At 71.2% G+C, this 25961-nt stretch carries 25 protein-coding genes, 1 other RNA gene and 1 pseudogene; 18 read left to right on the top strand and 9 right to left on the bottom strand.

The window, feature by feature from the left end; all coding sequences use genetic code 11:
* Positions 1-4 precede the first annotated feature (4 nt).
* The 3 genes from panB to ACF9IK_RS25505 all read left to right on the top strand — a co-directional run bounded on the left by panB (position 5) and on the right by ACF9IK_RS25505 (position 2914).
* Positions 5-874, top strand: coding sequence for a 3-methyl-2-oxobutanoate hydroxymethyltransferase (gene panB / locus ACF9IK_RS25515; protein ID WP_395296425.1), 870 nt, complete (start codon positions 5-7; stop codon positions 872-874).
* A 208-nt stretch (positions 875-1082) separates the two neighbouring features.
* Positions 1083-2105 (top strand): ATP-binding cassette domain-containing protein, encoded by a 1023-nt coding sequence (locus ACF9IK_RS25510; protein WP_395296424.1) that lies wholly within the window; start codon positions 1083-1085, stop codon positions 2103-2105.
* The gene (locus ACF9IK_RS25505; protein ID WP_395296423.1) at positions 2102-2914 is read left to right on the top strand and encodes an ABC transporter permease; all 813 of its coding nucleotides are present in this window, start codon (positions 2102-2104) and stop codon (positions 2912-2914) included. Before ACF9IK_RS25510 ends, ACF9IK_RS25505 begins: the two co-directional genes overlap by 4 nt.
* A gap of 88 nt (positions 2915-3002) precedes the next feature.
* On the opposite strand, the gene ACF9IK_RS25500 is transcribed toward ACF9IK_RS25505, so the two are convergent.
* Positions 3003-6419 (bottom strand): AfsR/SARP family transcriptional regulator, encoded by a 3417-nt coding sequence (locus ACF9IK_RS25500; RefSeq protein ID WP_395296422.1) that lies wholly within the window; start codon positions 6417-6419, stop codon positions 3003-3005.
* A 172-nt stretch (positions 6420-6591) separates the two neighbouring features.
* Here ACF9IK_RS25500 and ACF9IK_RS25495 point away from each other — a divergent pair, with 172 nt between their 5' ends.
* Positions 6592-7410 (top strand): site-2 protease family protein, encoded by an 819-nt coding sequence (locus tag ACF9IK_RS25495; RefSeq protein WP_395296421.1) that lies wholly within the window; start codon positions 6592-6594, stop codon positions 7408-7410.
* A 32-nt stretch (positions 7411-7442) separates the two neighbouring features.
* On the opposite strand, the gene ACF9IK_RS25490 is transcribed toward ACF9IK_RS25495, so the two are convergent.
* Positions 7443-7628, bottom strand: a complete 186-nt coding sequence (locus ACF9IK_RS25490; RefSeq protein WP_395296420.1) for a hypothetical protein — start codon at positions 7626-7628, stop codon at positions 7443-7445.
* Positions 7629-7771: 143 nt separating this feature from the next.
* On the bottom strand, positions 7772-8464 hold the full coding sequence (gene npdG / locus ACF9IK_RS25485; protein ID WP_395296419.1) for an NADPH-dependent F420 reductase: 693 nt from the start codon (positions 8462-8464) through the stop codon (positions 7772-7774).
* 47 nt (positions 8465-8511) lie between these two features.
* Here npdG and ACF9IK_RS25480 point away from each other — a divergent pair, with 47 nt between their 5' ends.
* Together ACF9IK_RS25480 and ACF9IK_RS25475 are read left to right on the top strand one after the other, a co-directional pair.
* Positions 8512-9111 (top strand): hypothetical protein, encoded by a 600-nt coding sequence (locus ACF9IK_RS25480; protein WP_395296418.1) that lies wholly within the window; start codon positions 8512-8514, stop codon positions 9109-9111.
* Between the two features lie 102 nt (positions 9112-9213).
* Positions 9214-9888, top strand: coding sequence for a GNAT family N-acetyltransferase (locus ACF9IK_RS25475; RefSeq protein WP_395296417.1), 675 nt, complete (start codon positions 9214-9216; stop codon positions 9886-9888).
* Positions 9889-9954: 66 nt separating this feature from the next.
* Here ACF9IK_RS25475 and ACF9IK_RS25470 read toward each other — a convergent pair whose 3' ends face one another.
* On the bottom strand, positions 9955-10188 hold the full coding sequence (locus ACF9IK_RS25470; RefSeq protein WP_395296416.1) for a hypothetical protein: 234 nt from the start codon (positions 10186-10188) through the stop codon (positions 9955-9957).
* A 129-nt stretch (positions 10189-10317) separates the two neighbouring features.
* Between ACF9IK_RS25470 and map the strand changes: the two genes are divergently transcribed.
* Positions 10318-11163: a type I methionyl aminopeptidase gene (gene map / locus ACF9IK_RS25465; RefSeq protein WP_395296415.1), complete on the top strand. Its 846-nt coding sequence runs from the start codon at positions 10318-10320 to the stop codon at positions 11161-11163.
* A 139-nt stretch (positions 11164-11302) separates the two neighbouring features.
* On the opposite strand, the gene ACF9IK_RS25460 is transcribed toward map, so the two are convergent.
* Positions 11303-12004 carry a bifunctional DNA primase/polymerase gene (locus ACF9IK_RS25460; RefSeq protein WP_395296414.1) on the bottom strand — a complete coding sequence of 234 codons (702 nt, stop codon included), beginning with the start codon at positions 12002-12004 and terminating at the stop codon, positions 11303-11305.
* Positions 12005-12448: 444 nt separating this feature from the next.
* Between ACF9IK_RS25460 and ACF9IK_RS25455 the strand changes: the two genes are divergently transcribed.
* Both ACF9IK_RS25455 and ACF9IK_RS25450 read left to right on the top strand, forming a co-directional pair.
* A complete protein-coding gene (locus tag ACF9IK_RS25455; protein ID WP_238741548.1) occupies positions 12449-12679 on the top strand; it encodes a hypothetical protein in 231 nt (76 codons plus the stop codon).
* A 29-nt stretch (positions 12680-12708) separates the two neighbouring features.
* Complete coding sequence (locus tag ACF9IK_RS25450; RefSeq protein ID WP_395296413.1) at positions 12709-12912, top strand: hypothetical protein; 204 nt, start codon at positions 12709-12711, stop codon at positions 12910-12912.
* Between the two features lie 75 nt (positions 12913-12987).
* Here the strand turns inward: ACF9IK_RS25450 and ACF9IK_RS25445 are convergent, their stop codons facing one another.
* On the bottom strand, positions 12988-13650 hold the full coding sequence (locus tag ACF9IK_RS25445; RefSeq protein WP_395296412.1) for a PadR family transcriptional regulator: 663 nt from the start codon (positions 13648-13650) through the stop codon (positions 12988-12990).
* Positions 13651-13882: 232 nt separating this feature from the next.
* Between ACF9IK_RS25445 and ACF9IK_RS25440 the strand changes: the two genes are divergently transcribed.
* Complete coding sequence (locus ACF9IK_RS25440; protein WP_395296411.1) at positions 13883-14281, top strand: ACT domain-containing protein; 399 nt, start codon at positions 13883-13885, stop codon at positions 14279-14281.
* 131 nt (positions 14282-14412) lie between these two features.
* A complete protein-coding gene (locus tag ACF9IK_RS25435) occupies positions 14413-14670 on the top strand; it encodes a Prokaryotic metallothionein (protein ID WP_313763465.1) in 258 nt (85 codons plus the stop codon).
* A gap of 166 nt (positions 14671-14836) precedes the next feature.
* Here the strand turns inward: ACF9IK_RS25435 and ACF9IK_RS25430 are convergent, their stop codons facing one another.
* The gene (locus tag ACF9IK_RS25430; RefSeq protein ID WP_395296410.1) at positions 14837-15709 is read right to left on the bottom strand and encodes a GNAT family N-acetyltransferase; all 873 of its coding nucleotides are present in this window, start codon (positions 15707-15709) and stop codon (positions 14837-14839) included.
* 9 nt (positions 15710-15718) lie between these two features.
* On the opposite strand from ACF9IK_RS25430, the pseudogene ACF9IK_RS25425 reads away from it, so the two are divergent.
* The 4 genes and pseudogenes from ACF9IK_RS25425 to ACF9IK_RS25410 form a co-directional block, all read left to right on the top strand.
* Positions 15719-16198, top strand: a pseudogene (locus ACF9IK_RS25425) (helix-turn-helix domain-containing protein); the annotation flags it as partial.
* Between the two features lie 257 nt (positions 16199-16455).
* Entirely contained in the window at positions 16456-18021 is a 1566-nt protein-coding gene (locus ACF9IK_RS25420) for an LCP family protein (protein WP_395296409.1), read from the top strand.
* Between the two features lie 679 nt (positions 18022-18700).
* Positions 18701-20215, top strand: a complete 1515-nt coding sequence (locus ACF9IK_RS25415; protein ID WP_395296408.1) for an LCP family protein — start codon at positions 18701-18703, stop codon at positions 20213-20215.
* Between the two features lie 643 nt (positions 20216-20858).
* Positions 20859-21311, top strand: coding sequence for a hypothetical protein (locus ACF9IK_RS25410; protein WP_395296407.1), 453 nt, complete (start codon positions 20859-20861; stop codon positions 21309-21311).
* Positions 21312-21880: 569 nt separating this feature from the next.
* On the opposite strand, the gene ACF9IK_RS25405 is transcribed toward ACF9IK_RS25410, so the two are convergent.
* The gene (locus ACF9IK_RS25405) at positions 21881-22117 is read right to left on the bottom strand and encodes an excalibur calcium-binding domain-containing protein (protein ID WP_395296406.1); all 237 of its coding nucleotides are present in this window, start codon (positions 22115-22117) and stop codon (positions 21881-21883) included.
* On the opposite strand from ACF9IK_RS25405, the gene ACF9IK_RS25400 reads away from it, so the two are divergent.
* From ACF9IK_RS25400 to ACF9IK_RS25390, 3 genes are all read left to right on the top strand, one after another.
* Positions 22052-23500, top strand: coding sequence for an IS1380 family transposase (locus tag ACF9IK_RS25400; protein ID WP_395296405.1), 1449 nt, complete (start codon positions 22052-22054; stop codon positions 23498-23500). The genes ACF9IK_RS25405 and ACF9IK_RS25400 overlap by 66 nt on opposite strands.
* 179 nt (positions 23501-23679) lie before the next feature.
* Positions 23680-24921 (top strand): helix-turn-helix domain-containing protein, encoded by a 1242-nt coding sequence (locus ACF9IK_RS25395; protein ID WP_395296404.1) that lies wholly within the window; start codon positions 23680-23682, stop codon positions 24919-24921.
* A gap of 15 nt (positions 24922-24936) precedes the next feature.
* Positions 24937-25293: a hypothetical protein gene (locus ACF9IK_RS25390; RefSeq protein WP_395296403.1), complete on the top strand. Its 357-nt coding sequence runs from the start codon at positions 24937-24939 to the stop codon at positions 25291-25293.
* A gap of 259 nt (positions 25294-25552) precedes the next feature.
* Here ACF9IK_RS25390 and rnpB read toward each other — a convergent pair.
* An RNA gene (gene rnpB, locus ACF9IK_RS25385) (RNase P RNA component class A) lies at positions 25553-25949 on the bottom strand.
* Between the last annotated feature and the right edge of the window lie 12 nt (positions 25950-25961).

The following is a 25961-nucleotide window of genomic DNA, read 5'->3' as shown; positions in this document are numbered from 1 at the left end:
TTCGATGAACGCTTCTTCGCCCTCGCCTGCCCAGAACCAGGCGTCGACCGCTTCCCTCTACGGCGGGGTCACCAACCGCCGCGTCACCGTCCGCGATCTCGCCGCCGCCAAGCAGCGCGGCGAGAAGTGGTCGATGCTCACCGCCTACGACGCCCTCACCGCGGGCGTCTTCGACGAGGCCGGCACGCCCGTGCTGCTGGTCGGCGACTCGGCCGGCAACTGCCACCTCGGCTACGAGACCACCGTCCCGGTGACCATGGATCAGATGGTGATGCTCTCCGCCGCCGTCGTCCGCGGCACCAAGCGGGCCATGATCGTGGCCGACCTGCCGTTCGGCTCCTACCAGGAGTCCCCCGCGCAGGCCATGCACAACGCCGCCCGGCTGATGAAGGAGGCCGGGGTCGGCGCGGTCAAGCTGGAGGGCGGCGAACGCAGCGCCCGCTCGATCGAGCTGCTGGTCGAGGCCGGCGTCCCGGTGATGGCGCACATCGGGCTCACCCCGCAGTCCGTGCACGCCCTCGGCGGCTACCCGGTCCAGGGCCGCGGCGACGAGGCGGCGCACCAGCTGCTGCGCGACGCCAAGGCGGTCCAGCAGGCCGGCGCCTTCGCCGTCGTCCTGGAGGCCGTGCCGGCCGAGCTGGCCGCGCAGGTCACCGAACAGCTGGCCGTCCCCACCGTCGGCATCGGCGCGGGCGTGGGCACCGACGCCCAGGTCCTGGTCTGGACCGACTTCGCCGGCATGACCGCGGGCCGGGTGCCGAAGTTCGTCAAGCAGTACGCCAACCTGCGGGCCGTGCTCGGCGAGGCCGCCCGCGAGTTCGCCGAGGACGTCCGCTCCGGCGCCTTCCCGGCGCCCGAGCACACCTTCCACTGACGGTCCACGGACCGCCGGACCGGGCCCCGCTCCCCTCCCCCGGAGGGGGCGGGGCTCCGCCGTGTCCGGACTCCTGCGGGCACGAGGGCGGCCGCGTCCGGCCCCCGACGGCGGGATGACAGCGAGGTGACAGCGCGGCGCCGGCGCCCCACCCGCCCCCGCCGGGCGGTGACAGCCCGCTGACAGCCGGGCCGGACAACCTGAGGGCATGACACCAATCGCCACCGCCCCGAACGACCGGGGGCGCACCGCCGGCAACGCCGTCGAGGTCCGCGGCATCGTCAAGCACTACGGCACCACCAAGGCCCTCGACGGGGTCGACCTCACCGTCCGCGAGGGCACCGTGCTCGGCGTGCTCGGCCCCAACGGCGCCGGCAAGACCACCCTGGTCCGCATCCTCTCCACCCTGATCAAGCCGGACGCCGGCACCGCCTGCGTCGGGGGCTACGACGTGCTGCGCCAGCCCAGGCAGCTGCGCCGCACGATCGGCCTCACCGGCCAGTACGCCTCCGTCGACGAGATGCTCTCCGGCTACGAGAACCTCTACCTGATCGGCCGGCTGCTCGACCTCTCCCGCAAGGACGCCAAGGAGCGCGCCGCCGAGCTGCTGGAGCGGTTCTCGCTCACCGACGCCGCCAAGCGGGTCGCCAAGACCTACTCCGGCGGCATGCGCCGCCGCCTCGACCTGGCCGCCAGCATGATCGGCCGCCCCCGGGTCCTCTACCTGGACGAACCCACCACCGGCCTGGACCCGCGCACCCGCAACGAGGTCTGGGACGAGGTGCAGCGGATGGTCGCCGAAGGCTCCACCGTGCTGCTGACCACCCAGTACATGGAGGAGGCCGAGCAGCTCGCCGACGAGCTGACCGTGATCGACAAGGGCCGGGTGATCGCCGCCGGCGGCGTCGCCGAGCTCAAGGCCCAGGTCGGCGGCCAGACCCTGCAGGTCCGCCCGGTCCACCGGGCCGAGCTGCCCGAGATGGCCCGGTGCCTGCACGAGACGGGCATCGCCGAGGCCACCTTCTCCGCGGACACCGGGCTGCTCTCGGTGCCCATCACCGGTGAGGAACAGCTCACCGCGGTGATCCGGGCGCTCGGCACCCGCGGCTTCGCCGTCGCCGGGATCGACACCAAGGTGCCCAGCCTGGACGAGGTGTTCCTCACCATCACCGGAAAGCCCGCGACCGCCGCGGCGCCCGCCCCGAGCCTTGCCAAGGAGCCCGTCGCATGACCACCGCCACCGTCGCCACCGCCCGGGTGGAGGACGCCCGGATCGACCTGGCCGGCCACCTGCGCCACGTCGGCGCGCTGACCCGCCGCAACCTGATGCGGATCAAGGCGGACCCGGAGTCGATGTTCGACGCCGTGCTGATGCCGATCATCTTCACCGTGCTGTTCGTCTACGTCTTCGGCGGCGCGATCTCCGGCGGTCAGGACGCCTACAAGCAGTACATGATCCCCGGCCTGCTCGGACAGACCGGCATCACCCTGGCGATGGCCGTCGGCACCGGTCTGAACAGCGACTTCCAGACCGGGGTGATGGACCGCTTCCGCACCCTGCCGATCGGCCGCGCCGCCGTCCTGCTGTCCAAGATCGCCGCGGAGACCTGCCGGGCGATGCTCTCCTTCGCCATCCTGATCGGCTTCGCGCTGGTCCTCGGCTTCGAGGTGAAGACCGGACCGCTGGAGGTCCTGGCCGCGATCGGCCTCTCGCTGGTGTTCGGCATGTCGATCGTCTGGATCTCGATGCTGCTCGGCATGGCGCTGCGGAGCGCCCAGGCCGTCCAGGGGGTCGCCATGCTCGTGCTGATGCCGTTGCAGTTCGGCAGCTCGATCTTCGCGCCGACCGACACCATGCCGGGCTGGCTGCAGTCCTTCACCAAGGTCAACCCGCTCTCCGCCCTCGCCGACGCCTGCCGCTCGCTGCTCAACGGCGAGGGGGCGCTGGCCCACCCGGTGCTCATCGTGCTGGGCTGGTCGGTCGGCGTCACCCTGGTCTTCGCCCCGCTCGCGGTGGCCCGGTTCCGCAGGCGGACCTGAGCCGGCCGTCGCAGCCGCCGGCCGGCCCCTGGGGACGGGGGGTCGGCCGGCCGGCCTTCGGCCCCGCCGGCCACAGTCCGACGAACCGTCAGGCCAGCAGGTCGTCCAGCAGGGAACTGGTCTGCGGCAGCGACAGGCGGGCGCCCTCCGTGTGGGCCGCCTCGAACGCCTCGTCACCGAGCAGGGCGCGCAGGCTCGCCTCGGCGGCCGCCCGCTCGACCCGGTCCAGGTAGCCGCCCTTCGGCCCGTTCAGCTCGGTGTGCGCACCGAGCAGCACGGCCGCCTTGCGGGCCGCGGCGAGGTCGTGGTCGCGCTCGGCGAAGACCCGCAGCACCCCGGCCACCGGGGGGACCAGCATGACCGACAGCTGCTCCGCGAAGCCGCTGCCCTCGGGCGGCACCGCGCGCAGCAGCCGCCGCCCCTCGTCCAGGATTTCGAAGCCCCGCTCCGGATCGCCGGCCCGCGCGGTGATCCAGCCCCGGGTGACCGTCAGCATCCCGCCGACCAGGTCGGGGGCGAAGGTCCCGATCCGGCTGTTGGTCCAGTTCACCTGGTCCAGCTCGGCCAGCGCGTCGTCGTACGCACCGCGCTCGACACTGATCCCGCAGAGCATCAGGTGCCCGAAGAGCAGCGCGCCGTTGGCCGCCTGGATCTCGCCCGGGTCGATCATGTCCAGGGCCTCGCGGATGTACCGCTCACCGGCGTCGAGGTCCTGTTCGAGCATCGCGCTGCCGAGGTGCACCCGCAGCATCGGCACCTCCTGCGGCGCATCCAGCTCCTCGGCCAGCTCGATCGCCCGCTGGTAGGCGGCGACCGCCTCCACTGAGCGGCCCTGGCCCGCCAGCGCCTCGCCGTGGGCCGCGTAGGCCTGGGACATCCCCCACCGGTCGCCGATCCCCCGGTACAGCTCCAGCGATTCCTCGCCGTCCCGGAGCGACTGCTCCAGGCCGCCGGGCCAGTCGTTCATCGTCTTGGCCCGGATCTGCAGGACGAACGCCAGGTCGGCGGCGCGGCCGTGGCGGCGACAGCCCGCGACCGCCTCCTCCATCAGGTCGCGCATCACGTCCAGCCGGCCGGCCAGGAAGGCGGCGAACACCCGCAGCACCCCCGGGAACCGGTAGCTCTGCGGGAGGTCCGGGGTGTAGGCCTCCAGCAACTTCCGTGACACGCTGATCGCCTCCCGGTCGGCCAGCACGTCGAGGTTCCCCTCGAAGAGCCCGACCAGCCGGAAGATCTCCAGCTGCCGGCGCGCCTCGGCCGCCACCCCGGGAGGCATCGGCACCCCGTACTCCAGGACCTGCCGCTCCAGCGGCTCCGCCGGCGGGCCCGCCGGGTCGAACGGGTCCGGACCGAGCGCGCGCACCGCGTCGTACCAGCCGCGGGCCTCCAGGCTGAAGCCCCGCAGCGACCAGTACCAGCTCATCCCGAGCACGAGGGCCAGCCCCTCCTGCTCCTCGCCGCGGTCCACGGCCCGGCGCAGCGCGGCCCGGATGTTGTCGTGCTCGCGCTCCAGCACCGTCAGCCAGCGCAGCTGCGCCGGACCGTGGACGTGCTGATCGGCGGTGCGGACCAGCTCGCGGAAGTGCACGAGGTGGCGGCGCTCGACCTCGGCCCGCTCGGCCGCCCCGGCCAGCCGCTCCTCGGCGTACTCCTGGATGGTCTCCAGCATCCGGTAGCGGGACGAGCCGTCCCCGCTCAGGTCGGCCACCACCAGCGACTTGTCGGCCAGCGAGAGCAGCTGGTCGGCGACCTCCTCGCGGGGCACCTCGACGTCGTCGGCGCAGATCGCCTCGGCGTCCTCCAGCGTCCAGCCGCCGGCGAACACCGACAGCCTCCGCAGCACCGCCCGCTCCGGCTTGCCGAGCAGCTCCCAGCTCCAGTCGACCACCGCGCGCAGGGTCTGCTGGCGGGGCAGCAGGGTGCGGCTGCCGCCGGTGAGCAGCGCGAACCGGCCGTCCAGGCGGTCGGCGATCTGCCGGGCCGTCATCACCCGCAGCCGGGCGGCGGCCAGCTCGATGGCGAGCGGCAGGCCGTCCAGCCGCCGGCAGATCTCGGCGCAGGCCTCGGGCTCGCGCCGCGGGTCGAAGCCGGGTCGAGCCGCGGCGGCGCGCTCGGCGAGCAGGCGCAGCGCGACCGGGTCGGGCAACGGCTCCACCGGCCGCACGGTCTCGCCGGGGACGCCGAGCGGTTCCCGGCTGGTGGCGAGGACGGTCAGGCCGGGGCACTCGGCGAGCAGCCGGTCGGCGAGGTCGGCGGCGGCCTGGATCAGGTGCTCGCAGTTGTCCAGGACGAGCAGCATCCGGCGGTGGCCGCAGTGCTCGACGAGCCGGCGCAACGGGTCCTCCGAGCGGGTCTCGATGACCTCGGCGACCACACCGCCGGTGTGCAGCACGGTCTCGCGCAGGCCGAGCGCGGAGACCACGGCGGCGGGCACCGCGGCCGGGCTCTCCAGCGGGGCGAGTTCGGCCAGCCAGACGCCGTCCGGCCAGCGTCCGGCCGCCTGCTCGGCGCGGCCGGCCTCGACGGAGAGTCTGGTCTTGCCGGAGCCGCCGGGGCCGGTCAGGGTGACCAGCCGGCTGCCCGTCAGGGCGCCGCGCAGGGCGGCGAGGTCGTCCTCGCGGCCGACGAAGCTGGTCAGGCGGGTGCGCAGGTTGCCCGCGCTGCGGGGCGGCGGCGGGGTGGCGGCGGCCGGGGTGGCGGTCTGCGTGCTGGTGGCGGACGGTTCGGCGGCGGGCCCGGGGACGGTCGGCGCCGCCGCGGCCGGGGCCGGACGGTCCGCCGGTGGGTGGTCCGCGGGGGCTAGCAGCTCCGCGTGGAGAGTCCGGAGCTGGCGACCCGGGTCGACGCCGAGCTCCTCCGCGAGGGTGCGCCTGGTCCGCTCGTAGTGGCGCAGCGCCTCGGCGGTGCGCCCGCTCTCGTGCAGCGCCCGGACCATCAGGTACTGCACCGGCTCGTCCAGCGGCTGCCGGTCGCAGAGCTCGGCGAGCTCCGCCACCAGCTCGGCCGCCCGGCCGAGGGCGAGGTCGGCGAGGATCCGGTGCCGGCGCACCTCCTCCCGCTGGGTCTCCAGCCGGGTGGCCGGGCCGCTGCGGTCGGGCAGGTCGGCGAGCACGGGGCCGCGCCAGAGCGCCAGCGCCGCCCGCAGCCGCTCGGCGGCGGACCCGTGGTCGCCCTCCTCCAGCGCCCGGCGCCCCTCCCCGGCCAGCCTTTGGAACTCACCGAGGTCGGTCCGGGGCTCGGTCAGCCAGTAGCCGGCCGGCCCGGAGCCGACCTGGTCGCGGCCGATGGTCCGGCGGAGCCGGCCGACCAGGGTCTGCAGCGCGGCCGACGAGTCCTGCGGCGGCTCGGTGTCCCAGACCTCGTCCACCAGCAGGTCGGCCGCCACCGGCCGTCCCTGCCGCAGGACCAGCGCCGCGAGCAGCGCCCGCAGCCGGACCCCGCCGAGCGGGACCGGCGTGCCGTCGTCGTGGTGGGCCGTGGTGGTGCCGAGGATGCCGTAGTGCACCCGCCCATTCTGGTCGATGGGCGCGGCCGGCACGCACAATTGTCCGGGCCCACCCGTGGCGCGGAACCCCGCGCGGGGCCTCGTACGTTCACCCGGGACGGCTTGTCCGGCGACCGTCCGGCCCGGCATGATCGACCCCTGCCCCCTTCCCCAGCCCCCGGAGCACCCACTCATGACCTTCGCCGCAACGCAGCGCTCGCGCAGCGAGGACCGCCGGATCAGTCCGGTGTTCTGGGTGCTCCTCGCCGTACTGGGCACGTCCGGCTGGGCGGTCTACTCGGGGTACGGCAACGCCCGGTTCGGGGTGTTCCTGTTCGTGGTGGCCGGCTGGATGGTCTCGCTCTGCCTCCACGAGTACGCGCACGCCCGTACCGCGCTGCACGGCGGCGACCTCACCGTCGGCGCCAAGGGCTACCTGACGCTCAACCCGCTCAAGTACGCCAACATCCTGCTCAGTTTCGTGCTGCCGATCGTCTTCGTGATCCTCGGCGGCATCGGCCTGCCCGGAGGCTCGGTCTGGATCGAGCGGCACCGGATCCAGGGGCGGCTCAAGCACAGCCTGATCTCGGCGGCCGGCCCGCTGGTGAACCTGGTCTGCGCCGCACTGCTGCTGGTCCCGGTGGGCGCGGGCTGGCTGGACGACCCGGCCACCCCGGTCGAGTGGCACGGCATGCAGCTGCCGTACTCGCCGCTCGCCTGCGCCTTCGCCTTCCTCGGTCTGCTCCAGCTGAGTGCGGCGCTGCTGAACCTCCTGCCGGTTCCCGGCCTGGACGGCTACGGCATCGTCGAGCCGTGGCTGTCGTACCAGACCAGGCGGGCGGTCGAGCCGTTCGCGCCGTACGGGATGCTGGCGGTGTTCGCGCTGCTCTGGCAGCCCGAGGTGAACCGCTTCTTCTTCGACGCCGTGTACGGGCTGATGCACCTGTTCGGCGTGAGCGACGACAGCTTCGCCGCCCTCGGCCACGACCTGTTCCGCTTCTGGCGGGACTAGCCCGGGGCCGCCAGGCCGCCTGCCGACCGGGCTCAGCCCTGCTCGGCGGCGGCCTTCACCAGCTTCGCGCGGCGCAGGTTCATCCAGACCACGTTGCTGGCGATGCCGGCGAGCGGGAGCCAGATCAGCCCCCAGTAGTTGTCCTTCACCACGGAGATCACCGCGGCGGCCAGCGCGAGGACGACGACGATCGCGGCGAAGAGGGACGTACGGGGCATGGTGACTGGCTCCTAGCGCGGGCTGACGGTCGGCCCCCATTGTCGCCGACCTCACCTCCGGGACGGGCCCAGGGGTGAGGTCGGCGGTCGGCGCGTCGCCGGTACCCGCCGGCCCGGGGTGCCCGGCGCGGGCGGGACCGGCCTCAGACGTCGGTGATCCGCAGGCCCGCGTGGGCCTTGTACCGGCGGTTGACCGAGATCAGGTTGGCCACCAGCGACTCCACCTGGTGGGCGTTGCGCAGCCGGCCCGCGAAGACTCCGCGCATCCCCGGGATCCGCCCGGCCAGCGCCTGCACCACGTCGGTGGCGGCGCGCTCCTCGCCCAGCACCATCACGTCGGTGTCGATCCGCTCGATCGACTCGTCCTGCAGCAGCACCGCCGAGAGGTGGTGGAAGGCGGCGGTGACGCGGGAGTCCGGCAGCAGCGCGGCGGCCTGCTGGGCGGCGCTTCCCTCCTCCGGTACCAGCGCGTACGCGCCCTGCTTGTCGAAGCCGAGCGGATTGACGCAGTCCACCACGATCTTGCCGGCCAGCTCCTCGCGCAGGGCGGTGAGGGTGGCGGCGTGCCCCTCCCAGGGCACCGCGACGATCACGATGTCGCTCTCGCGCGCGGTGGTCGCGTTGTCGGCGCCGCGCACGCCGAGGCCGAGTTCGGCCGCCGAGGCCTCGGCGCGCGCCGCGTCGCGGGAACCGATGATCACCTGCTGGCCCGCCTTGGCCAGCCGGTGGGCGAGCCCCCGCCCCTGGTCGCCGGTGCCGCCGAGGACGCCCACCACCAGTTGCGAGACGTCGGGCAGCTCATGGGCCGGGTTTGTCGCTGAATCGAGGGAAGTCATGGGCCGATCCTGCCAAACCGCGGGTCGGCCACGACATTCTGTGGCCCATGGACGCGGTGAGAGTTTCGGCACTCCGTGAGCGGCTCGCCGGCACCGGCTGGCTGGAGGCGGCCGGCGGCTTCGCGGGATCGCTGCGCCACGCTGTCGACCGGCGGGGCTCCGCAGGCCTGCTGCTGGTCGGCACCGAGGCGTACGAGCCCTGGCACCTGGCCGCCCACCTCGCGGACGAGGCCGCCTGGTCAAACGCCCCCGGGCTGGCACCCATCCTGCTGAGGCACCGGGTGCCGGCCATGGCCCCGGCCCATCTGACGCACGACCTGCGCCGGCTCGCCGCGGCCGGGCGCGGGTCGACGGTGCTGGTGGTGGCCCCGGCGGCGGCCGGGGAGCAGTTGCTGCAGCGGGTGCAGGACGCCCGGCACGGCGGGGCCACCGTGCTCGCCCTGGACGGCACCGCCGGGCCGGCCGAGCTGGCGGCCCTGGCGCACGAGCGGCTCGCGGTCGGCACCGCCGAGGAGGAGCCGTTCGACCTCGCCCAGCACCTGGTCAGCGCTGCCGCCGGGCGCTCCCCGGCACGCCGCCCGGCGCTCGCCCGGCTGGCCGACCTGGCCGGCCGGCTGACGGCGGGGCCGACGGTCGGACGCTGGTAGCCGACCGGCCGCCCTCCCGGAAAGTAAGTGGCACGTGCCATCCTGGGTTATTACACTGCTCCTCGGTCCGGATGTCCGGACCGTCGAACGGAAGGGGTGGCCGTGCTGGGGATCACGTCGGAGAACGTCGTCCGGAGCTGGGTCGACGGATGGACGGCCTCGCGGGCAGCCGCACCGGCCGTCGTCGAGCCGTGGGGCTACACCGTCGACGTCGGCCTCAGCGGTCACGTGACGCGGCACGTCTTCGACGCCGTCGGCGACGCCGTACGGGAGGAGGACGTCCGCAAGGTCGCCGGCGCCGTCCGCGCCGAGGGAACGTGGCTCAAGATCTTCGCGGACCCGGCCGTCACCTCTCCCTGGCTCGGCCCGCAGTGGTGGATCGACGACGAGCCCGGCTACCTGATGACCGCCCCGCTCGCCCCGGCGCCCGCCCACCGGCTCGCCGCCCCGGACGGCTACCGCCTGCGCACCTGGTCCCGCGGCGGTGTGGTCCGCACCCTGGTCACCGCGACGGACGGCGCGCTGGCGGCGCGAGGTCAGGTCGCCCCGACCGGCGCCACCGCCGTCGTCGACCAGATCGAGACCGCGCCGGAGCACCGGCGCCGGGGCCTGGGCAGCCTGGTCATCCGGACGCTGGTCACCGCGGCGTACGAGCGGGGCGCCCAGACCGGCGTGCTGGCCGGCACCCCGGACGGGCACGCGCTGTACACCGCACTCGGCTGGCGGGTGCTCGCGCCGCTGACCAGCGCCAAGTACCGGGGCGAGCAGCCGGGCTGACGCCCGCTCGGGCCCGGAGCCCGTCGGCCCGTCGGCCCGCCGGCTCCCCGCCGCGGGACCGTCCGGCTACTCGGTACCGTCGTCCGCTGCCGGCCGGTCGCTCCAGCGCGGGTCGTTCTTCCACTCGCGATTGCGCTCTTCGGCGATCTCCAGGGCGTGCGCAGCCTCCTCCCGGCTGGCGTACGGCCCGAGCCGGTCCTTGGCCGGGCACTCGGGCCCCTCCTCCACCTTGGCGTGCTTGATGCAGTAGAACCACTCGCCGGGCTTGCCGGTCGGCTTGCGGTGGAACCCGAGGGGCATGGCGGTCTCCCGTCCGTGAGGTGCGTCGCACCGACCGGCCGAACCGATCGGTCGTACCGATCATTCCCCGGAGCGGGGCCGCCCGCACACCACCGGGCGGGGCGGGACCCGACGGATAGACTCGCGGCCATGGCTCTCGTACCCGGCATCCAGTCCCCCACCCGCAAGGTCCCCGCGCACATCGCTCGCCCCGAGTACGTCGGACGACCCGCGCCGGCGCCGTACACCGGGCCCGAGGTGCAGACCGCCGAGACCGTCGAGAAGATGCGGATCGCGGGCGGGATCGCCGCCCGGGCGATGGAGGAGGCCGCCAAGCTGATCGCGCCGGGCGTCACCACCGACGCCCTGGACGCCGTCGCCCACGAGTACATGTGCGACCACGGCGCCTACCCGTCCGACCTCGGCTACCGGGGCTTCCCGAAGTCCGTCTGCACCTCGATCAACGAGGTGATCTGCCACGGCATCCCGGACTCGACCGTCCTCCAGGACGGAGACATCGTCAACATCGACGCCACCGCGTACATCCACGGGGTGCACGGCGACCTCAACGCCACCTACCTCTGCGGCGACGTCGACGAGGAGTCCAAGCTGCTGGTCGAGCGGACCCGCGAGGCGCTGAACCGGGCGATCAAGGCGGTCAAGCCCGGCCGCCGGATCAACGTGATCGGCCGCGTGATCGAGTCCTACGCCAAGCGCTTCGACTACGGCGTCGTGCGGGACTTCACCGGGCACGGCATCAACACGTCTTTCCACTCCGGCCTGATCGTGCCGCACTACGACAGTGAGCGGGCGACCGAGGTGATCAAGCCGGGGATGACCTTCACCATCGAACCGATGCTGACCCTGGGCACCTACGACTACGAGATCTGGGCCGACGGCTGGACGGTCGTCACCAAGGACCGCAAGCGCACCGCCCAGTTCGAGCACACGCTCGTCGTCACGGCGGACGGCGCGGAGATCCTCACCCTGCCGTAGCCGACCGGCGGGCGACGGCCCGCAGACGAAGAGGCCGGGCGCTCGCGCCCGGGCCTTCTCGTCGAGTCCGTGGGTCCGTGAGTCGACGGGTCCGCGGGTGCCGGACCGCGCCGGACGGGCCGGTCGGACGATCAGCCGATCAGCCGATCAGCCACTGCTCCTCGGCCACCGCGCCCACCTCGGTGCAGGCGTCGGTGAGCACGTCCAGCACCCGCAGCGGGTCCGGCAGCGGCTGGTCGGGCCCGCGCAGCCAGCGGACCGCGGAGCCGTCCGGCAGCGCGGCCGGCGGCAGCAGGGTGTACGAGCCTCGGCAGTGCCAGCGCAGCCCGGGGTGCTCGGACATCGTGTCCGGGGTGGAGTCCAGGGCACTCGGCCACCACTCGTCCTCGTCCACCGGGGTGCCCCGGGTGGCGGTGAAGAAGAGGTACCGGTCATCGCCCACGGCCGCCACCGGGCCCTCGACGCCCAGCGCGGTCAGTCGCTCCAGCGCCAGCCGGCCCGCCTCGGCGGGCACGTCCAGCACGTCGTGGACGCGGCCGGTCGCGGTGACGAAGTTGGCCTGCGGGTCCCGGGAGAGCCAGCGGGCGACCTGCTCGGGATCGGTGGTCGCCTGGGTCTGCCAGGCGAAGGACACCGGGTGCTGGGCCGGCGCCGGACAGGCGACCCGGTCACAGGAACACCGGTGGCCGGCCGGATGTGCGGCCGGTGCCAGCGGGAAGCCTGCGCGCACGGCGCCCAACAACTGGTCCAGCCGGGCTGTGGGACCGTCCCCGTCGGCCGACCGGGCCCGCTGACGATCACGCCTCTGCCACCAGGTCGTCCACCTGCCGCCGGCTTCCATCGGGCCCCTTCCGCGCATTGCCGTGCCTGGTGTGACACAGCATTCGACGTACCACTCCGACGCAACGCGCGGCGCCCCCCGCTGCTTCCCGGGGCGGTGCTCGGCCCTGCCGTCCACGCCCCGTCGGCCGGAGCCGGGGTTGCCGGACGGCCGACGCCCGGGTCACGGTACGGAGTCGCGGCAGCACGCAGGCGGCGGCTCGGCGGCCCGACGGACACGCCGACGTGCGCCTCGCCCGGCCCGTACGGGGCCCGCTGACCCGGGTGAACCCCGAGGGCGTACAGGAAGGATAAGGGTGCGCGGGGCCTTCGGATGACCGGGGGCGGTGCCTCTCCGGTCACACTCCCGGCACGCCCACGTCACAAGGCCCCCCCCGGATCGCACAGGGCCTCCCCGGGCCGCCTCGCACGACCGTTCGCCCGGGCGGGGTGAGACCCTGGTGAGGTGAAGAGCACGGACACCGAATTCGTCGGCGGCCCCCTGGACGGCCGAATCCTCCCGATCCCCCTGGGGCCGATGTACGGCGTGCCCAAGACCTACAAGGTGCCGGTCCCCGCGCACGGGGACACTCCCGCGCGCACACTGGTGTACGTCCGGGCCAAGCAGCTGGACGGCGTCCGCTGGTTCTGGCGCTACGAGTACGACGAGGCGGCCACCGCCCGCGCCTCCGGGTGACGACCGCCGCTCCCCCCGGGAGGACGGCCATGGCGAGGACCGCACGTCACCAGCAGTCCAGGAGCCGGTCCGCGGCGGCGATGCACCGCAACCGGCAGGCGGCCGCCGTCACCGGCGCCCTGCTCGTGGCGGTCAGCCTCTACAGCGCGGTGATCGGCCCCAACGGCTGGCTCTGGTTCGGCTGGGCGGTGCTGCTGCTCGCGTGCGCGGCGCTGTTCGCCATCCGCGACTGAGCACCCGAGCAGCCGCACCGTCTCCGCCACCGGCCGCCGCCGTCCACGGCCGGGCCCCACCGCCCCCCCGGACCGTCACTCGTCCTCGGCGAGGATCAGGTACAGCTTCTTGCGGGCCTCGTTGAGCACCGCCAGGCCCTTGGCGCGCTGCGCCTCCGTGCCCGTGGCCATGACCTGCCGGATCGCGTGGTCGACGGCGCCGAGCGCCTGGCCGACCTCCTGCACGGCCTCCCAGTCGACCTCCCGGCCGGCCTCCGCCCACGGCTCCGCGGGGCCCGCGTCGGCCTCGGCCCGGCCCGCCTCGGTGAGCGAGACCAGCCGCTTGCCGCCGACCTCCTCGGCCGTGATCAGGCCCTCCTCCTCCAGCAGCTGGAGGTTGGGGTAGATCGAGCCGGGGCTCGGCCGCCAGGCCCCGCCCGTCCGCTCGGTGATCTCGGCGATCATCTCGTAGCCGTGCATCGGCCGCTCCTTGAGCAGCGCCAGCAGCGAGGCGCGCACGTCGCCCCGCCGGGCCCGCCCGCCGCGCCGACCGCGCGGACCGTGGGCACGCCCGCCGTGGCCGCGGAAGCCCGGGCCGAACGGCCCGCCCATCGGGCGCCCCGGCCCGAACGGCGGCGGCCCGAAGGGGCCGAACGCCCCCCGGCCCTCGAAGCCCTCGCCGGGCATGCCCACGAACTCCGGGCCCGGACCGCGGCGTCGGCCGCGCGGGCCCTCCTCACGAAAACGTCCCGAGCGCATGGCGCTCACCTCCGTCGTGTCCCTGGTCGTCGACCGGCGCCCGCCGGTCGACCTGTCCTCGATCGAGACCGCGACGACCGGTGCGACCGGCGCATGCCGGGCAGTCGCCCGGACAGTCGAGTAACTGTCTCGATAACTCGACGATATATCGGTGACTGTCGCTCGTCAACGGTTTCCGACACAGCCGCCCGACAGCCCGGCGCGCGGGCGGTCGGCCGCTACGGTGGCGGGCATGGCCGGTGAACGAGATCTAGCGACGCTGTTGCGCGGGATGCGCCCGCTGCTCAACCCGGGGCGGTACGTCTACTGCTCGCTCCCGGCGAAGGTGCCCGCCGGGATGCGACCGGTGGTGACGGTCGCCGAGCCCGAGGGCGTGACGGTGGTGGTGGCCCAGGAGGAGGCCGACTCGCTCGGCCTGCGCTACGAGTACGTCGCCGCCTGGATCACCCTGCAGATCCACTCCGCGCTGGAGGCCGTGGGCCTGACCGCCGCCGTGGCGGGCCGGCTGGCCGAGGTGGGGATCAGCTGCAACGTGGTGGCCGGCTTCCACCACGACCACCTGTTCGTCGCCGCCGAGGACGCCGAGCGGGCCGTCCTGGCCCTGGAGGAGCTCTCGGCCTCGTCCGGCTGAGCCGCACGGGGCTCCGAGCGTCAACCCGCGGGCGCGCTCCGAGTGGCCGGTCCCGGGGGCCGATCCGACACTGGGAAGGGCTGAGCGCCCACCCGGTCGGTCAGCCCCACACCGGAAGGGAGACGGCCACCATGGCCATCTGCGTCACCTGCGGCAATGACTACTGGCTCGCCTTCGAGATCAAGACGATCACCGGCGACACCTACACCTTCGACAGCTTCGAGTGCGCGATGGAGAAGCTGGCGCCCCGCTGCGAGCAGTGCCAGGTCCGGATCGTGGGCCACGGCGTGGAGGTGGCCGGCCGGTTCTTCTGCTGCGCCAACTGCGCCCGCGTCAACGGCGGCCTCGGCGACCAGATCCGCGACGCGGTCGGCGCACACCCGTCCTGACGGGCAGTCGGGGGGGAAGGGGGCGGAAGAGTCGGCCTGTACGCCGGGCATAGTCTCCTTAGGGGCACTGAGCTGGGCAAATGCCCCGAGGGGACTCCCGATCGCCACTCAATCGCCACATCCCGAGCAGGCCAGTGGCCCCTCCGCGCCCATCGTCACGCTCTCGTCAGACGGTAGTAGTGCAGACGAACCCGAGGTCGGCGAGACCCTCGCTCTGGCACAGCCGGTCGGATGCACCCCCAGCAGCCGTCTGCAAGAGCTGGTAGTCGGCGCCGTGCGACTTGCCCCAGTGCATCGCCGCACGCCACAGAAGCCGCCCGAGGCCGTGGCCGCGATATTCCGGCAGAACGCCGAAGTACTGCGGGAGAAGTCGTTGTTTGCCGATGGGGTCAGTCATGGTCTCCATGGGCCCGATCGCCCCCGCCACGCGCCCGTCCTGGACAGCGACCAGCACAGGGCCGACGCTGTCGATCCGGGAGTGCAGGAAAACGAAACCCTCACCGGCCAGCTTCTCGGCGAACTCGGCAAATGTGGCCCGGACAGCTTCCGGCTGCTCGCCGAGGGCTTCGATTCCCTCAACGGCCGATGCGTCTTGGTCAAAGGTACGGAGCTGCACGCGGGTGGAGGCCGCCACCGGGTCAGCGGCGTCCTGGAACCACACCACACGGGCTTTGGCCGCGTCGTGCGCGTCGGTGAGCTTGACGGCCAGTTCCTCGGCCTCCGGGCGATGCTCGGGCCCGCCGTACAGGTGCACTCGGAGGATCCCGCGAGCGGTGAGGGTGGGGATCAGCGTGCGGTTCTGGTCGTGGTGGACGTCGCCGACGAGGACGCGTTCGGGGGCCTCGGCAGCAGTTCGACCTGGCCGGCTCCCTGGGGTTGTCAGCGCCGCGGCCGGCGGCTCCGCGGACAGCGCACCCCGGGTGTGGATGTGGCCCAGCTCCCTGAGTCTGGGGTTCATGGGATCGACGTTGTCCTCTTCGATGTGGAACCTGATTGGGCTCTGGGCCCGGACGGCGTCGAGCCCGCCGAGACCGGGCATTTCTCCGGTATGGGTCGGGTGCTTCGGGCTAAGCCGGTGTGGGTGGAGACGTTCACGGGGCTACGGATGCGGCAGTTCGAAGGCCTGGTGCGGGTGATGCTTGAGCGGGGTGACAACGGGCCGGGTGGTGGAAGGCCGTGGTGTCTGCCGCTGGCGGACCGGGTGCTGCTGGTAGCTGTGTACTACCGGACGAACCTGACCATGCGGCAGTTGGCGCCGTTGTTCGGGCTCTCGTCGGCGACGATGTGCCGCATCGTCCAGCGCCTGGGCCCGCTCCTGGCGCTGGCGGCCGCTCCACGCCCGGCCCCGAGCGTGGAGCGGTTGTGGATCGTGGACGGCACCCTGATCCCCGTGCGCGACCGCAGCATCGCGGCGTCGAGCCGCAACTACCGGTTCTCGGCGACCGGGCAGGTCGTCATCGACGCCGACACCCGCCTCGTCGTGGCCACCGCCCGTCCCGTACCGGGCAACAAGGCCGATGCTCACGCCTAGCGGGCCTCCGACCTGCCCGCCACCTGCGTCGGCACCACCGTCCGCGGAGCATTGCGCCGGACTAAAACGGCATCGTTAGGCAAATAGCCTCACTAGTGAGCAGCATCACAGCCCGAGCGGCCGGTCCGGACCAATTGGCCGGCCGTCGGCTGTAACCGAACACTTCCCCGAAACGTCTAACGTTCGAGACTCGCACCGGCCTGCCCAGGCGCCGGTGCGTACAAAGATGACATAGAGGACGGGGGCCGGGGAGGATGAGCAGCAGCTCGCGCCGTCGGCGCATCTTACGGACCGCGGTGGGCCTGGCGGCCGTTCTGGTGCTGTCGGTGGCCAGCGCCGGCGCCTGGTTCTACCACCGGCTCGACAGCAACATCAGCACCTTCGACGCGGGGGGCGTCGCCACCGAGCGGCCGCCGGCACCCGTCCCGGTCACCCCGGGCGCCTCGGTGCCGGTGAACGTCCTGGTGCTCGGCTCGGACACCCGGGACGACGGCAACGCCGACCTCGGCGGCGGCGACCTCGGCGTCGGCCACTCGGATACCGCGATCCTGCTGCACGTCTACGCCGACCACAAGCACGCCGTCGGGGTCTCCATACCCCGCGACGCCCTGGTGACCATCCCGGCCTGCCGGCTGCCGAGCGGCGGCTGGACGGCGCCGAGGACGAACCAGATGTTCAACTCGGCCTTCACCATAGGCGAGTTCCCCAAGGGGAACCCGGCCTGCACGCAGAACACCGTCGAGACGCTGACCGGCCTGCGGATCGACCACACCATCGTGGTGGACTTCAAGGGCGTCGCCGCGATGACCGAGGCGATCAACGGCGTGGACGTCTGCGTCCCCAACGACGTGAACTCGCACAACATCCGGCTCAAGAAGGGCATGCAGCGGCTCTCCGGCCAGCCGGCCGTGGACTACCTGCGAGCCCGCTACGGCTTCGGCGACAACTCCGACATCGGACGGATGAAGCGCCAGCAGGCCTTCCTCTCCTCGATGATCAGTAAGATCCAGGGCCTCGGCTTCTCCCTGCCGACCCTGCTCCCGCTGGCCGACGCCGCCACCCGCTCGCTCACCGTGGACGAGGGCCTGGGCACCGCGATGAAGCTGGTGGACTTCGCCCAGTCGCTGCAGGGCATCAAGCTCTCCGACATCACCTTCGTCACCACCCCCTGGCGCTTCTCCACCGAGAAGATAGGGCGCGTCGACCTGGTTCACCCGGACGTCGACACCCTCTGGAAGCTGCTCCGCGAGGACCGCACGCTGGACGGCCAGGGCACCGGGCAGGTCCCCGGGGGCGCCTCCCCGACCGGCGCGCCCGGAGCCACGCCGGGAGCGACGCCCACCGCGCTCACCCCCGAGCAGGCGAACACCGCGATCACCGTGGTCAACGGCGTCGGCACCGCCGGCCTCGCCGGCAAGGGCGCGGAGGCCATCCGCGGCCGGGGCTTCCAGAACGTCACCCTGGACGCCACCAAGGGCGGCCGACTGCAGACCGAGATCGCCTACGACCCGGACCTGAAGAACGCCGCCGACCAGCTGGCACCGCTCTTCCCCGGGGCCCGGCTGACCGAGGAGGCCGGCAACGGGGGCATCACCGTCACCCTGGGCCGCGACTACCTCCCGAGCCTGTCCACCGGGCTCGACTCCACGGGGACCGACTCCGCCCCGGAGGCCCCGACCGGCCGGCGCCCCGGCGGCCCGACCCCCGGCGCCACCACCACCGGCACCACGCCGCCCGCGCCGAGCGGGGTGCCCACCGGCATCGCCGAGAACTCCCGCGGGGCCGACACCGACCCCTGCGCCGACCTCACCTTCGGCTGAGCAACCGCCGAGACAGCATTTGCACCTATGCCTGATTTGTCCACCCAGATGGGGCATCGGCAGTTTCTGCTGTTTGGCTACCTTCTGCCGGAATCTGGGTACTGCCAATCACGCCAGGCGGCTTGACCACCAAGGTAGCTACATCGCTGAGCCATCGAGGCCGGCCCAATGCCATTCCCAGACTTCACCGTTCAGCAGACAAGATCCTTACGCGATTGAGCGATGCAGCACCAGTAGACATGAAGAGGGGTCAGAGCACCTTGCCTGCGGTCTACTTGTATGCTCCGCCAAGGCGAGAACCGCTTACTAGGGCGTTGACAAAGGAACCTGACTGATCGGCAGAGCAGCAATGGAGGACGTCTCCACTCAGCCTTGCAACCTCAGTCAGTCCCTGATCGTCCTCCTGTACGGGGGCTCGGGCTTCGGCAGGAGAGGCTTCGCGGAAGTACTGGCAACAACGAGAGGCACGTATATGTCCGACCGCACCGGCGAAGGCCTGGCGAACCGTCGTGAGTCACCACCTGGCGGTGGCTCCGGAGTGCAGACTGCCGGATCCGGTAGCATGCCCTCGCCACGCGTGGGTGGCCGTGCGGAGGCAAGGCGGGCCGCAAAGGGAAAGAACTTACCGCCAGCAGGCGGGCGGGCAGCAGCGCGCAACAGCCGCAAGCCCAAGAAGAACGTGAAGAAGATCGTCGCCTGGTCGGCGGCCGGCGTGCTGGTGCTGATATCCGGCGCCGGCGGCGCGATCTACCTCAAGCTCAACGCCAACATCAAGTCCTTCGACGCCGACGCCATCGCCACCGACCGCCCGCCGGAGGCCCAGGCCGACGCGGACGGCAACAAGCCGGTGAACGTGCTGCTGATCGGCTCGGACAGCCGCGGCAAGAACAACGCCGACCTCGGCGGCGGCGAGGACGGCGGCGCCCGCTCGGACACCACGATCCTGCTGCACGTCTACGCGGACCACAAGCACGCCGTCGGCATCTCCATCCCGCGCAACGCCATGGTGGCGATCCCGTCCTGCAAGCTGCCGAACGGCAAGTGGTCCAAGGCTGCCACCAGCGACCTGTTCAACGCCGCCTTCTCGAAGGGCGAGAGCGACGACGGCAACCCGGCCTGCACCCAGAATACGGTCGAGAAGCTCACCGGAATCCGGGTCGACCACACCATCGTGGTGGACTTCCAGGGCTTCTCCGCCATGACCAAGGCCGTCAACGGGGTGGACGTCTGCCTGCCGAAGCCGATCTACGAGGGCGACATCAACCCCAAGCTGCCCAAGAAGGGCGCCGTCGTCCTGCCCCAGGGGCCGCAGAAGGTCCAGGGACAGCAGGCCCTAGACTACGTCCGGCTGCGCTACGGCATCGGCGACGGCTCCGACATCGGCCGGATGAAGCGTCAGCAGGCCTTCCTGGGCTCGCTCGCCTCCAACATCAAGAAGCAGGGGCTCAACCCAACCACGCTGCTGCCGCTCGCGGACGCCGCCACCAAGTCGATGATCGTCGACCCCGGACTGAACTCCGCGGACAAGCTGCTCTCCTTCGGCCTCTCGCTGAAGAACATCGACATGCACGACCTCAAGTTCGTCACCTTGCCCTGGCGGTACCGCACCCAGGACAAGAACATCGACATCGTCCAGCCGGACGCCAACAAGCTCTGGGACACCATAAAGGCCGACCGGACCATCGACGGCCAGAACGCCACCGGGGAGCAGCCGGACGCCCCTAGCTCCCCAGCTACGGTCGCAGCGCCGACTACGCCGAGCTCAACCCCCGCCCCTACAGCCGACGCCGACAACTCGAACATCAAAGTGTCCGTCTACAACGGGACCACCACCAGCGGCATGGTGGGCAAGGCAGCCGACCTGCTCAAGGTGGCGAAGTTCAGCGTCACCAAGGCCGGCAATGCCAGCAACTCGAAGTACACGACCACGATGGTCGAGTACGGCGCCGGCCAGAAGAGCAATGCCGAGAAGGTTGCCGAGCTGTTCCCCGGGGCAAAGGTCGAACCCAGCAACCAGCCCGGCGTCACCGTGATCGTCGGCAAGGACTTCGCGACGGCCAACGGCGGCTCAGCCGCCGCCGGTTCCCCTGCCGCCCAGGCAACACCCTCAGCGCCATCCCCGCTACCGACCACCGTCACCAATGACGCCCGGTCAGCAGACGACGACATCTGTGCCAACACCACCTACGGCTGATGCTTTCGCCGTATTGAATCCGTTTCGCGGCTTCGCAGTCAGAGCGACCACACGGGCGCAGTGCCCGTAGGTACTACGGGCAGGCATCGCCGCGATCTGGTGTTGTTGCGTTCTGTATTCAGGTCGGGCCAGCCAGAGCTGGCCCGACTTTTCCTTTCCTGCAATCGTTGACAAAAGAACCTTAAGTACGAAACTACCGAGATGCACCACTTGGGCATGACAGTCAAGCGGAATCCTGCGCTTCGCATCCAAATGCTACTGAATTGATCATCATGGCGCGCAACTCGACCCGATAAGGCCAAACAACGTGCCCCAACTTGCCACAGATCCGGCCACCGGTGGCCCATCAAAGATAGTCACATAGGCGAGCAAACCAGACTAGAACTCCACCCTAGGGGGCCAACGAGCGACTGGGTCCGATCTTTTCAGGCCTTACGGCCAGAACGAGGGACGCAAATCGCCGTGTCCAAAACTCGCACTTGACAGGCAAGTCAATAGATCTTGCTGATTGACAGTCAGCTCACAGCATTAAAGTATCAATGCCAGCAAGGCATCCCGCGCAAACTGCGACGGTGCCTAAAGGTTCGCCGGGGGGCGACTTACCTGGTGGCTACCCGGATTCTTCTAGTCGATTGGAAGAGCTTTGTCCATCAAGGCAAAGGCTGTGCGGATCATCTCATCCGTTGCACTCGTCATGGGATCTACGGTCGGGTTCGGAGTCATAAGCGCCGGCGAGGCGCACGCTGCCGGGTATGGCTGCCCCGGGAGCCTCGTATGGGGGCCGAAGGACATTAAGGGCGAGGGCGCCTACTCCGACACCGTGGTCGCCAGCATCTACGGCTACTGGAACGGCAGCAACAACTGCGAAGTTGCCGTCAAGCGCGTGTTCGTCGGCCAGAAGACGCGCATGCAGTTCTGGCTCTACTCCGACAAGGACGTGGCGAAGACCGACGACGGCTACTTCTCCTCCTACGCCGGCCCCCTGACTGCCTACAACAACAGCGGGGGCTGCGTGTGGGAGGAGATCTCCATGTGGGACCCCAACGGCCACGAGATCGCTCAGGCATATTGGGGATCCAAGCACAACTGCGGCTGAACTCTGTCCAAGCCCGCCACCCGAGCATCAACAGAATCGAGCCCTGGGATCAACAAAGGGCAACCAAACGCGGTGATCTTCCCTGAGGAAGAGCCGAATCTCCCAGTGATCACCGAGGCCGGTGCTGCATAAACAGCGCATGCGCCCGGCACCGCCAGGCACGTACCGTCGTCGGCCCTGCCCCTCAAAGAGGGGTCAGGGCCGACGTACATCGGCTCCTCCCCAGCCGCCGCCATACAGGTACGCCAAGCCGTCGGTGTTATTGATAGCAGGGTCGACTGCACTTCCAGCCGACGCGCCCCGGGCCAACTCCCGCAAGGTGCAGTTCGAAGCCATCCGCCCACCGTCAAGCCCGCCGTGCAGGCAGTGCACGCAGCGGGCGCGGATCCCGATGTGCCCGAGGATCCGCAGCCGCGCACGGATACCGGCCCGTTGGAGCACGCGCATTACAGGCCGCCCCGGCGAGCCCTGGTACCTGCTGGCGCTGGCTGAGCGGCGCTGCCACGAGTGCGAGCGGTCGCTGCCGATCCAGTGACCAAGGAGGCTGGACAGGCTACCTCGGGAGCAGGTCAGGGTTTCGGTTCGCAGGCGACGCCGTCGCCGTCGCGGTCAAGCTCAGACCCGAATCCGCAGGTAGTGGCGGCGGTGGGTAGCTGATACGACGACAGGTGCACTTCGCGAGTGAGAAGATCGGGGTTCCTACACCTTGACCAGCTCAAACGTGAAAGTGCACCTGTCGAGTGAAGACGATATCGCGTCGCCGTACCGCCTCCCGCACCCCCGGCAGGCGCTGGACCAGACTGCATGCCGCGGTGGGTGTGCCGGACGGGGCGCTGACGGAGAACGGCGGCCTGCTGCTGGTGGCCGATCTGGACCGGGCGCTGGGCATCACCGCCGCGCTGGACGCGGGGATCGGGCCGGTCAAGGAGCGCGACCGGGGCCTGTCGGGTGGGGAGTTCGCGCTGGCGACGGCGGTGGTGCAACTGACCGGCGAGGACCACCTGGTCGGCTTCGACCGCCTGCGTGCGGACCGGGTCGGTGAAGGCCTGCTGCCCGCGCCGGTCCCTGCCGCGACGACGGCCGCCACGCTCGCGGCCCGCTTCGGACAGGCCCAGCGCGAGGGTATCGAGCGGGCTTCGGCCCAGGTCAGCGCCCGTGCGCTGGCCGCGCTACCGGTCGGCGAGCGGGCGAGGATCTTGTCCGGACCGATCACGATCGACCTGGACGCGAAGGACATCGAGGTGTTCTCCACCCGCAAGGAGCAGGTCCTACGTTCCTACAAGGGCGAGGTCTCGGGGCGGGTGCACGCGGCGCACTGGGCCCAGGCCGGCACGGTGCTGGTCGCGGACCTGCTCGACGGTCGCTCGGACGGCCGCACCGTTTCCCCGGCGCAGATCAGCCGGGCGGTGGACGCCGTGCGCGCCGCCGGAGCCGACGGGCAGATCCTGTTCCAGGGCGATTCCGGCTACTACGCGGGCAAGGTCGCGGAGAAGATCGTGGCCCGCCAGGCGTTGTTCCGGCTCGCCGTGCCCCGTAGCCGGCCGGTGTGGCGGGCGGTCGCCGCCGTGCACGAGGACGACTGGATCGACGCCGTGGACTACCCGGACGCGCAGGTCGCCATGCTCGACTACGTGCCCGCGGGCTGGCCCGGGGGCACGCGCGTGATGGCACGCCGGGTGTGTTACGACGCCGCCGTCCTGTCGGCGGACCCGCGCTCGCGCCGCTCGCGGACCGTCGGGCGGGACCAGCTCGCTCTGGTCCTGGACGGTCTGGAGGAACAGGCATACGCCTCCTCGTTCATCGCGACCAACGAGGAGCTGGACCTGGACGAGGAGATCGCGGCGGCGCAGGGGGAGTTCCGCCGCCGCACCCGGATCGAGGAACTGTTCCGCGACGCCGCCCACGGAGCCGGCCTGAACCATCTGCCCTCCGCCTCCCACCAGGTCAACGCGATGTGGATGTGGGACGCGCTGCTGGCCTACAACCTCACCGCGTGGCTGCAGATGCTCGCCCCGCTCGGCGTCGCGAGGCGCCGCATCGCCACCGTGCGCCGCCTGCTCATCCGCCGGGCTGCCCGCTGGACGGCCACTGCCCGCCGCCACGAACTGCACTTCACCGCGCAAGCGGGCGAGCTGATCGCCCAGACACTGGCCCGGATCCGGGCGCACCGCCACCTCCTGCCCACCTGACCGACCGCCCCGGCCCGAGCCGACCGCAACCGCCCTGGAAAGCCGCCCACCCGGCACGACAGCCGGGCCCCCGGCCTACCCACAAGCCCCGAACCCCGGCCGACGACCCACCCCAAAGAACAACTGACGGACCATCGGCCACTACCTGCGGATTCGGGTCTGACCTCGGGGAACGTTCGATGAAGCGGTTAGACCTGAAGAAACGCCGCAAGTCCCTGGGCTACAGTCAGGAGAAGTTCGCTGAACTGAACGGGGTGGCGACGTCCACCGTCGTGAGGTGGGAGAGCGGCAAAACCGATCCCCAGCCCTATCAGCGGCCGAAGATCGCCAGGCTGTTGAAGATCACACCCGAACAGTTCGAAGATCTCCTCTTCCCGCAGCTGATGCTTCACGCCAGCGCGGTGATCCCCGAGAATCCCCCGACCTCTGGTGATGCTGACGACATGAAACGCCGCGACTTCCTGGGCCTGCTGACCATAACGGGGACGTTGGTCGCGATGCCGCCGCCCGATGCGGGAGCGGCTACCCGCCGGGCGTCGGTGGAGGGCGCCGGCGCGCTGAACTCGCACTTGTGGCAGATCTTCGGCTGGTCCGAGTCGAAGCAGTCCGTATACCCGCTCGTACGGCATCAGCTCGGGGCGTTGGCGCAGGAACTTAAGGGTGCGCGGACGGAGGCTGAGCACAAGCACCTCTGCACTCTGGCGGGTGATCTCTACCAGCTCGCCGGGGAGATCTTCTTCGACGCCAACCGGTACACCGACGCCGCGCACTGTTACGCCTTGGCGGCAAGCGCCAGCAGGGAAGCCGAAGCCTACGACCTGTGGGCGTGCGCGATGACCCGGCACGCCTTCATCGAGCTGTATGAGCGCCGGTTCTCCGTGGCGGCCCCCATGCTGTCTGCGGCCTCGCGGGTCGCTCAGCGGGGAGACGGACAACTCTCGACCCGGTACTGGGTGGCCGCCGTCCAGGCCGAGGCCTACGCGGGCCTGGGCGACCTGGACGCGTGCCAAGAGGCGCTCGACGCAGCGGACCAGGTGCACGCCCTCGACGGGCAGATCCATAACGGTGGCTGGCTCCGGTTCGACGGTTCGCGGCTCGCCGAGGAGCGTGGCACCTGCTATCTCGAACTCGGTCGTCCCGACCTTGCCGAGAAGTCGTTGACGGCGGCACTCAAGCAGGATTTGTCGTTGCGTCGGCGCGGAGCGGTACTTGCCGAACTTGCAGCTCTCGGTGCCGAGCGTGGAGACCTGGACCAGGTCGTGCAGTACAGCGAGGCCGCGATCGAACTGGCCGACCGGACCGGCTCCGGTTTCATCGGGAAGAAGCTGGTAGGCCTCCAGGGACGTCTTGCGCCGCTGCTGTCAGAGGGCCGAGTCTCGGCCCTGAACCAGAAGATCACGGCGCTTTCGCGCGCCGCTTGACGACAAGGAGAAGACGTGACGGACGACGGCCGGATCTTCCGCGAGGCATGGATCGACGGCGTGAAGAAGCACTTCCCCGGCGAGCCCAAGCCCGGCCACATCACACCTTGGGAGGACACCCCCGAGTGGGAGCGACAGTCAGCAGCCGCTGTGTTCGGACAGGTCCGCGACTTCGTCAAGGTCAGCAACGGCACCACGGCCCACCTGACTCGCGAGCAGAAGGGCCGCTTCGTCGCGCTCTGCCGGATCGCCCAGATCCACAAGCACATCGAGAATCCGAAGCCTTCGTATGTCGCTGACTGGGACGACTTGCCGACCTGGCAGCAGGAGACGGACGCGGACATCTTCGAGCAAATCGAGCAGTCCATCTGAGACCCGAATCCCTGGCCATGAGCAGGACGGCCGGGACTTGCCTAGGCCGGACAGTGCGGCGTGGCTGTGCGAGTCCTGCGGCCGAAGGCGGGTCGCACTAGCCGAAGACCGTGTTTTCACCGCCACTCAATCGCCACACAGCACCCAGAAACAGGCCGCAATAGACACGAAGAGTCAGCAAGCGGTTACGCGCTTTCAATGCGGAAAGGCCCCCTGTCCTGCGAAGTTGCAGGTCAGGGGGCCTTTCCCAGGTCGGCGACGGAAGAGTCGGCCTGTACGCCGGGTTCTGTCTCCCGGGCTGCTCGCGCGGCCCGAGGAGGCGGCCATCCATCTAGGGCTGCCGTTGCCGACAGCCTCGTGCGGTCTACCCGCGGACTCGGGCGAGCAGCCCTCGGACATCCGCGCACGGCGCCCGAGGGCACCGATCTTGACCTTGCTCCAGGTGGGGTTTACCGAGCCGGCCGGGTCACCCCGGTCGCTGGTGGTCTCTTACACCACCGTTTCACCCTTACCCGCTGCCGAAGCGGCGGGCGGTCTGTTTTCTGTGGCACTGTCCCGCGGGTCACCCCGGGTGGGCGTTACCCACCACCCTGCTCTGTGGAGCCCGGACGTTCCTCGGCGGGTCTGGGACCCGTCGCGACCGCCCGGCCGGCTCTTCCGCCGTAGTG

Source organism: Kitasatospora hibisci (genome assembly GCF_043950205.1).
In the GTDB taxonomy this organism is placed as follows: domain Bacteria; phylum Actinomycetota; class Actinomycetes; order Streptomycetales; family Streptomycetaceae; genus Kitasatospora; species Kitasatospora hibisci.
Note: the sequence above shows the minus strand (reverse complement) of the source record. Positions and strands in the feature narration are given on the sequence as shown.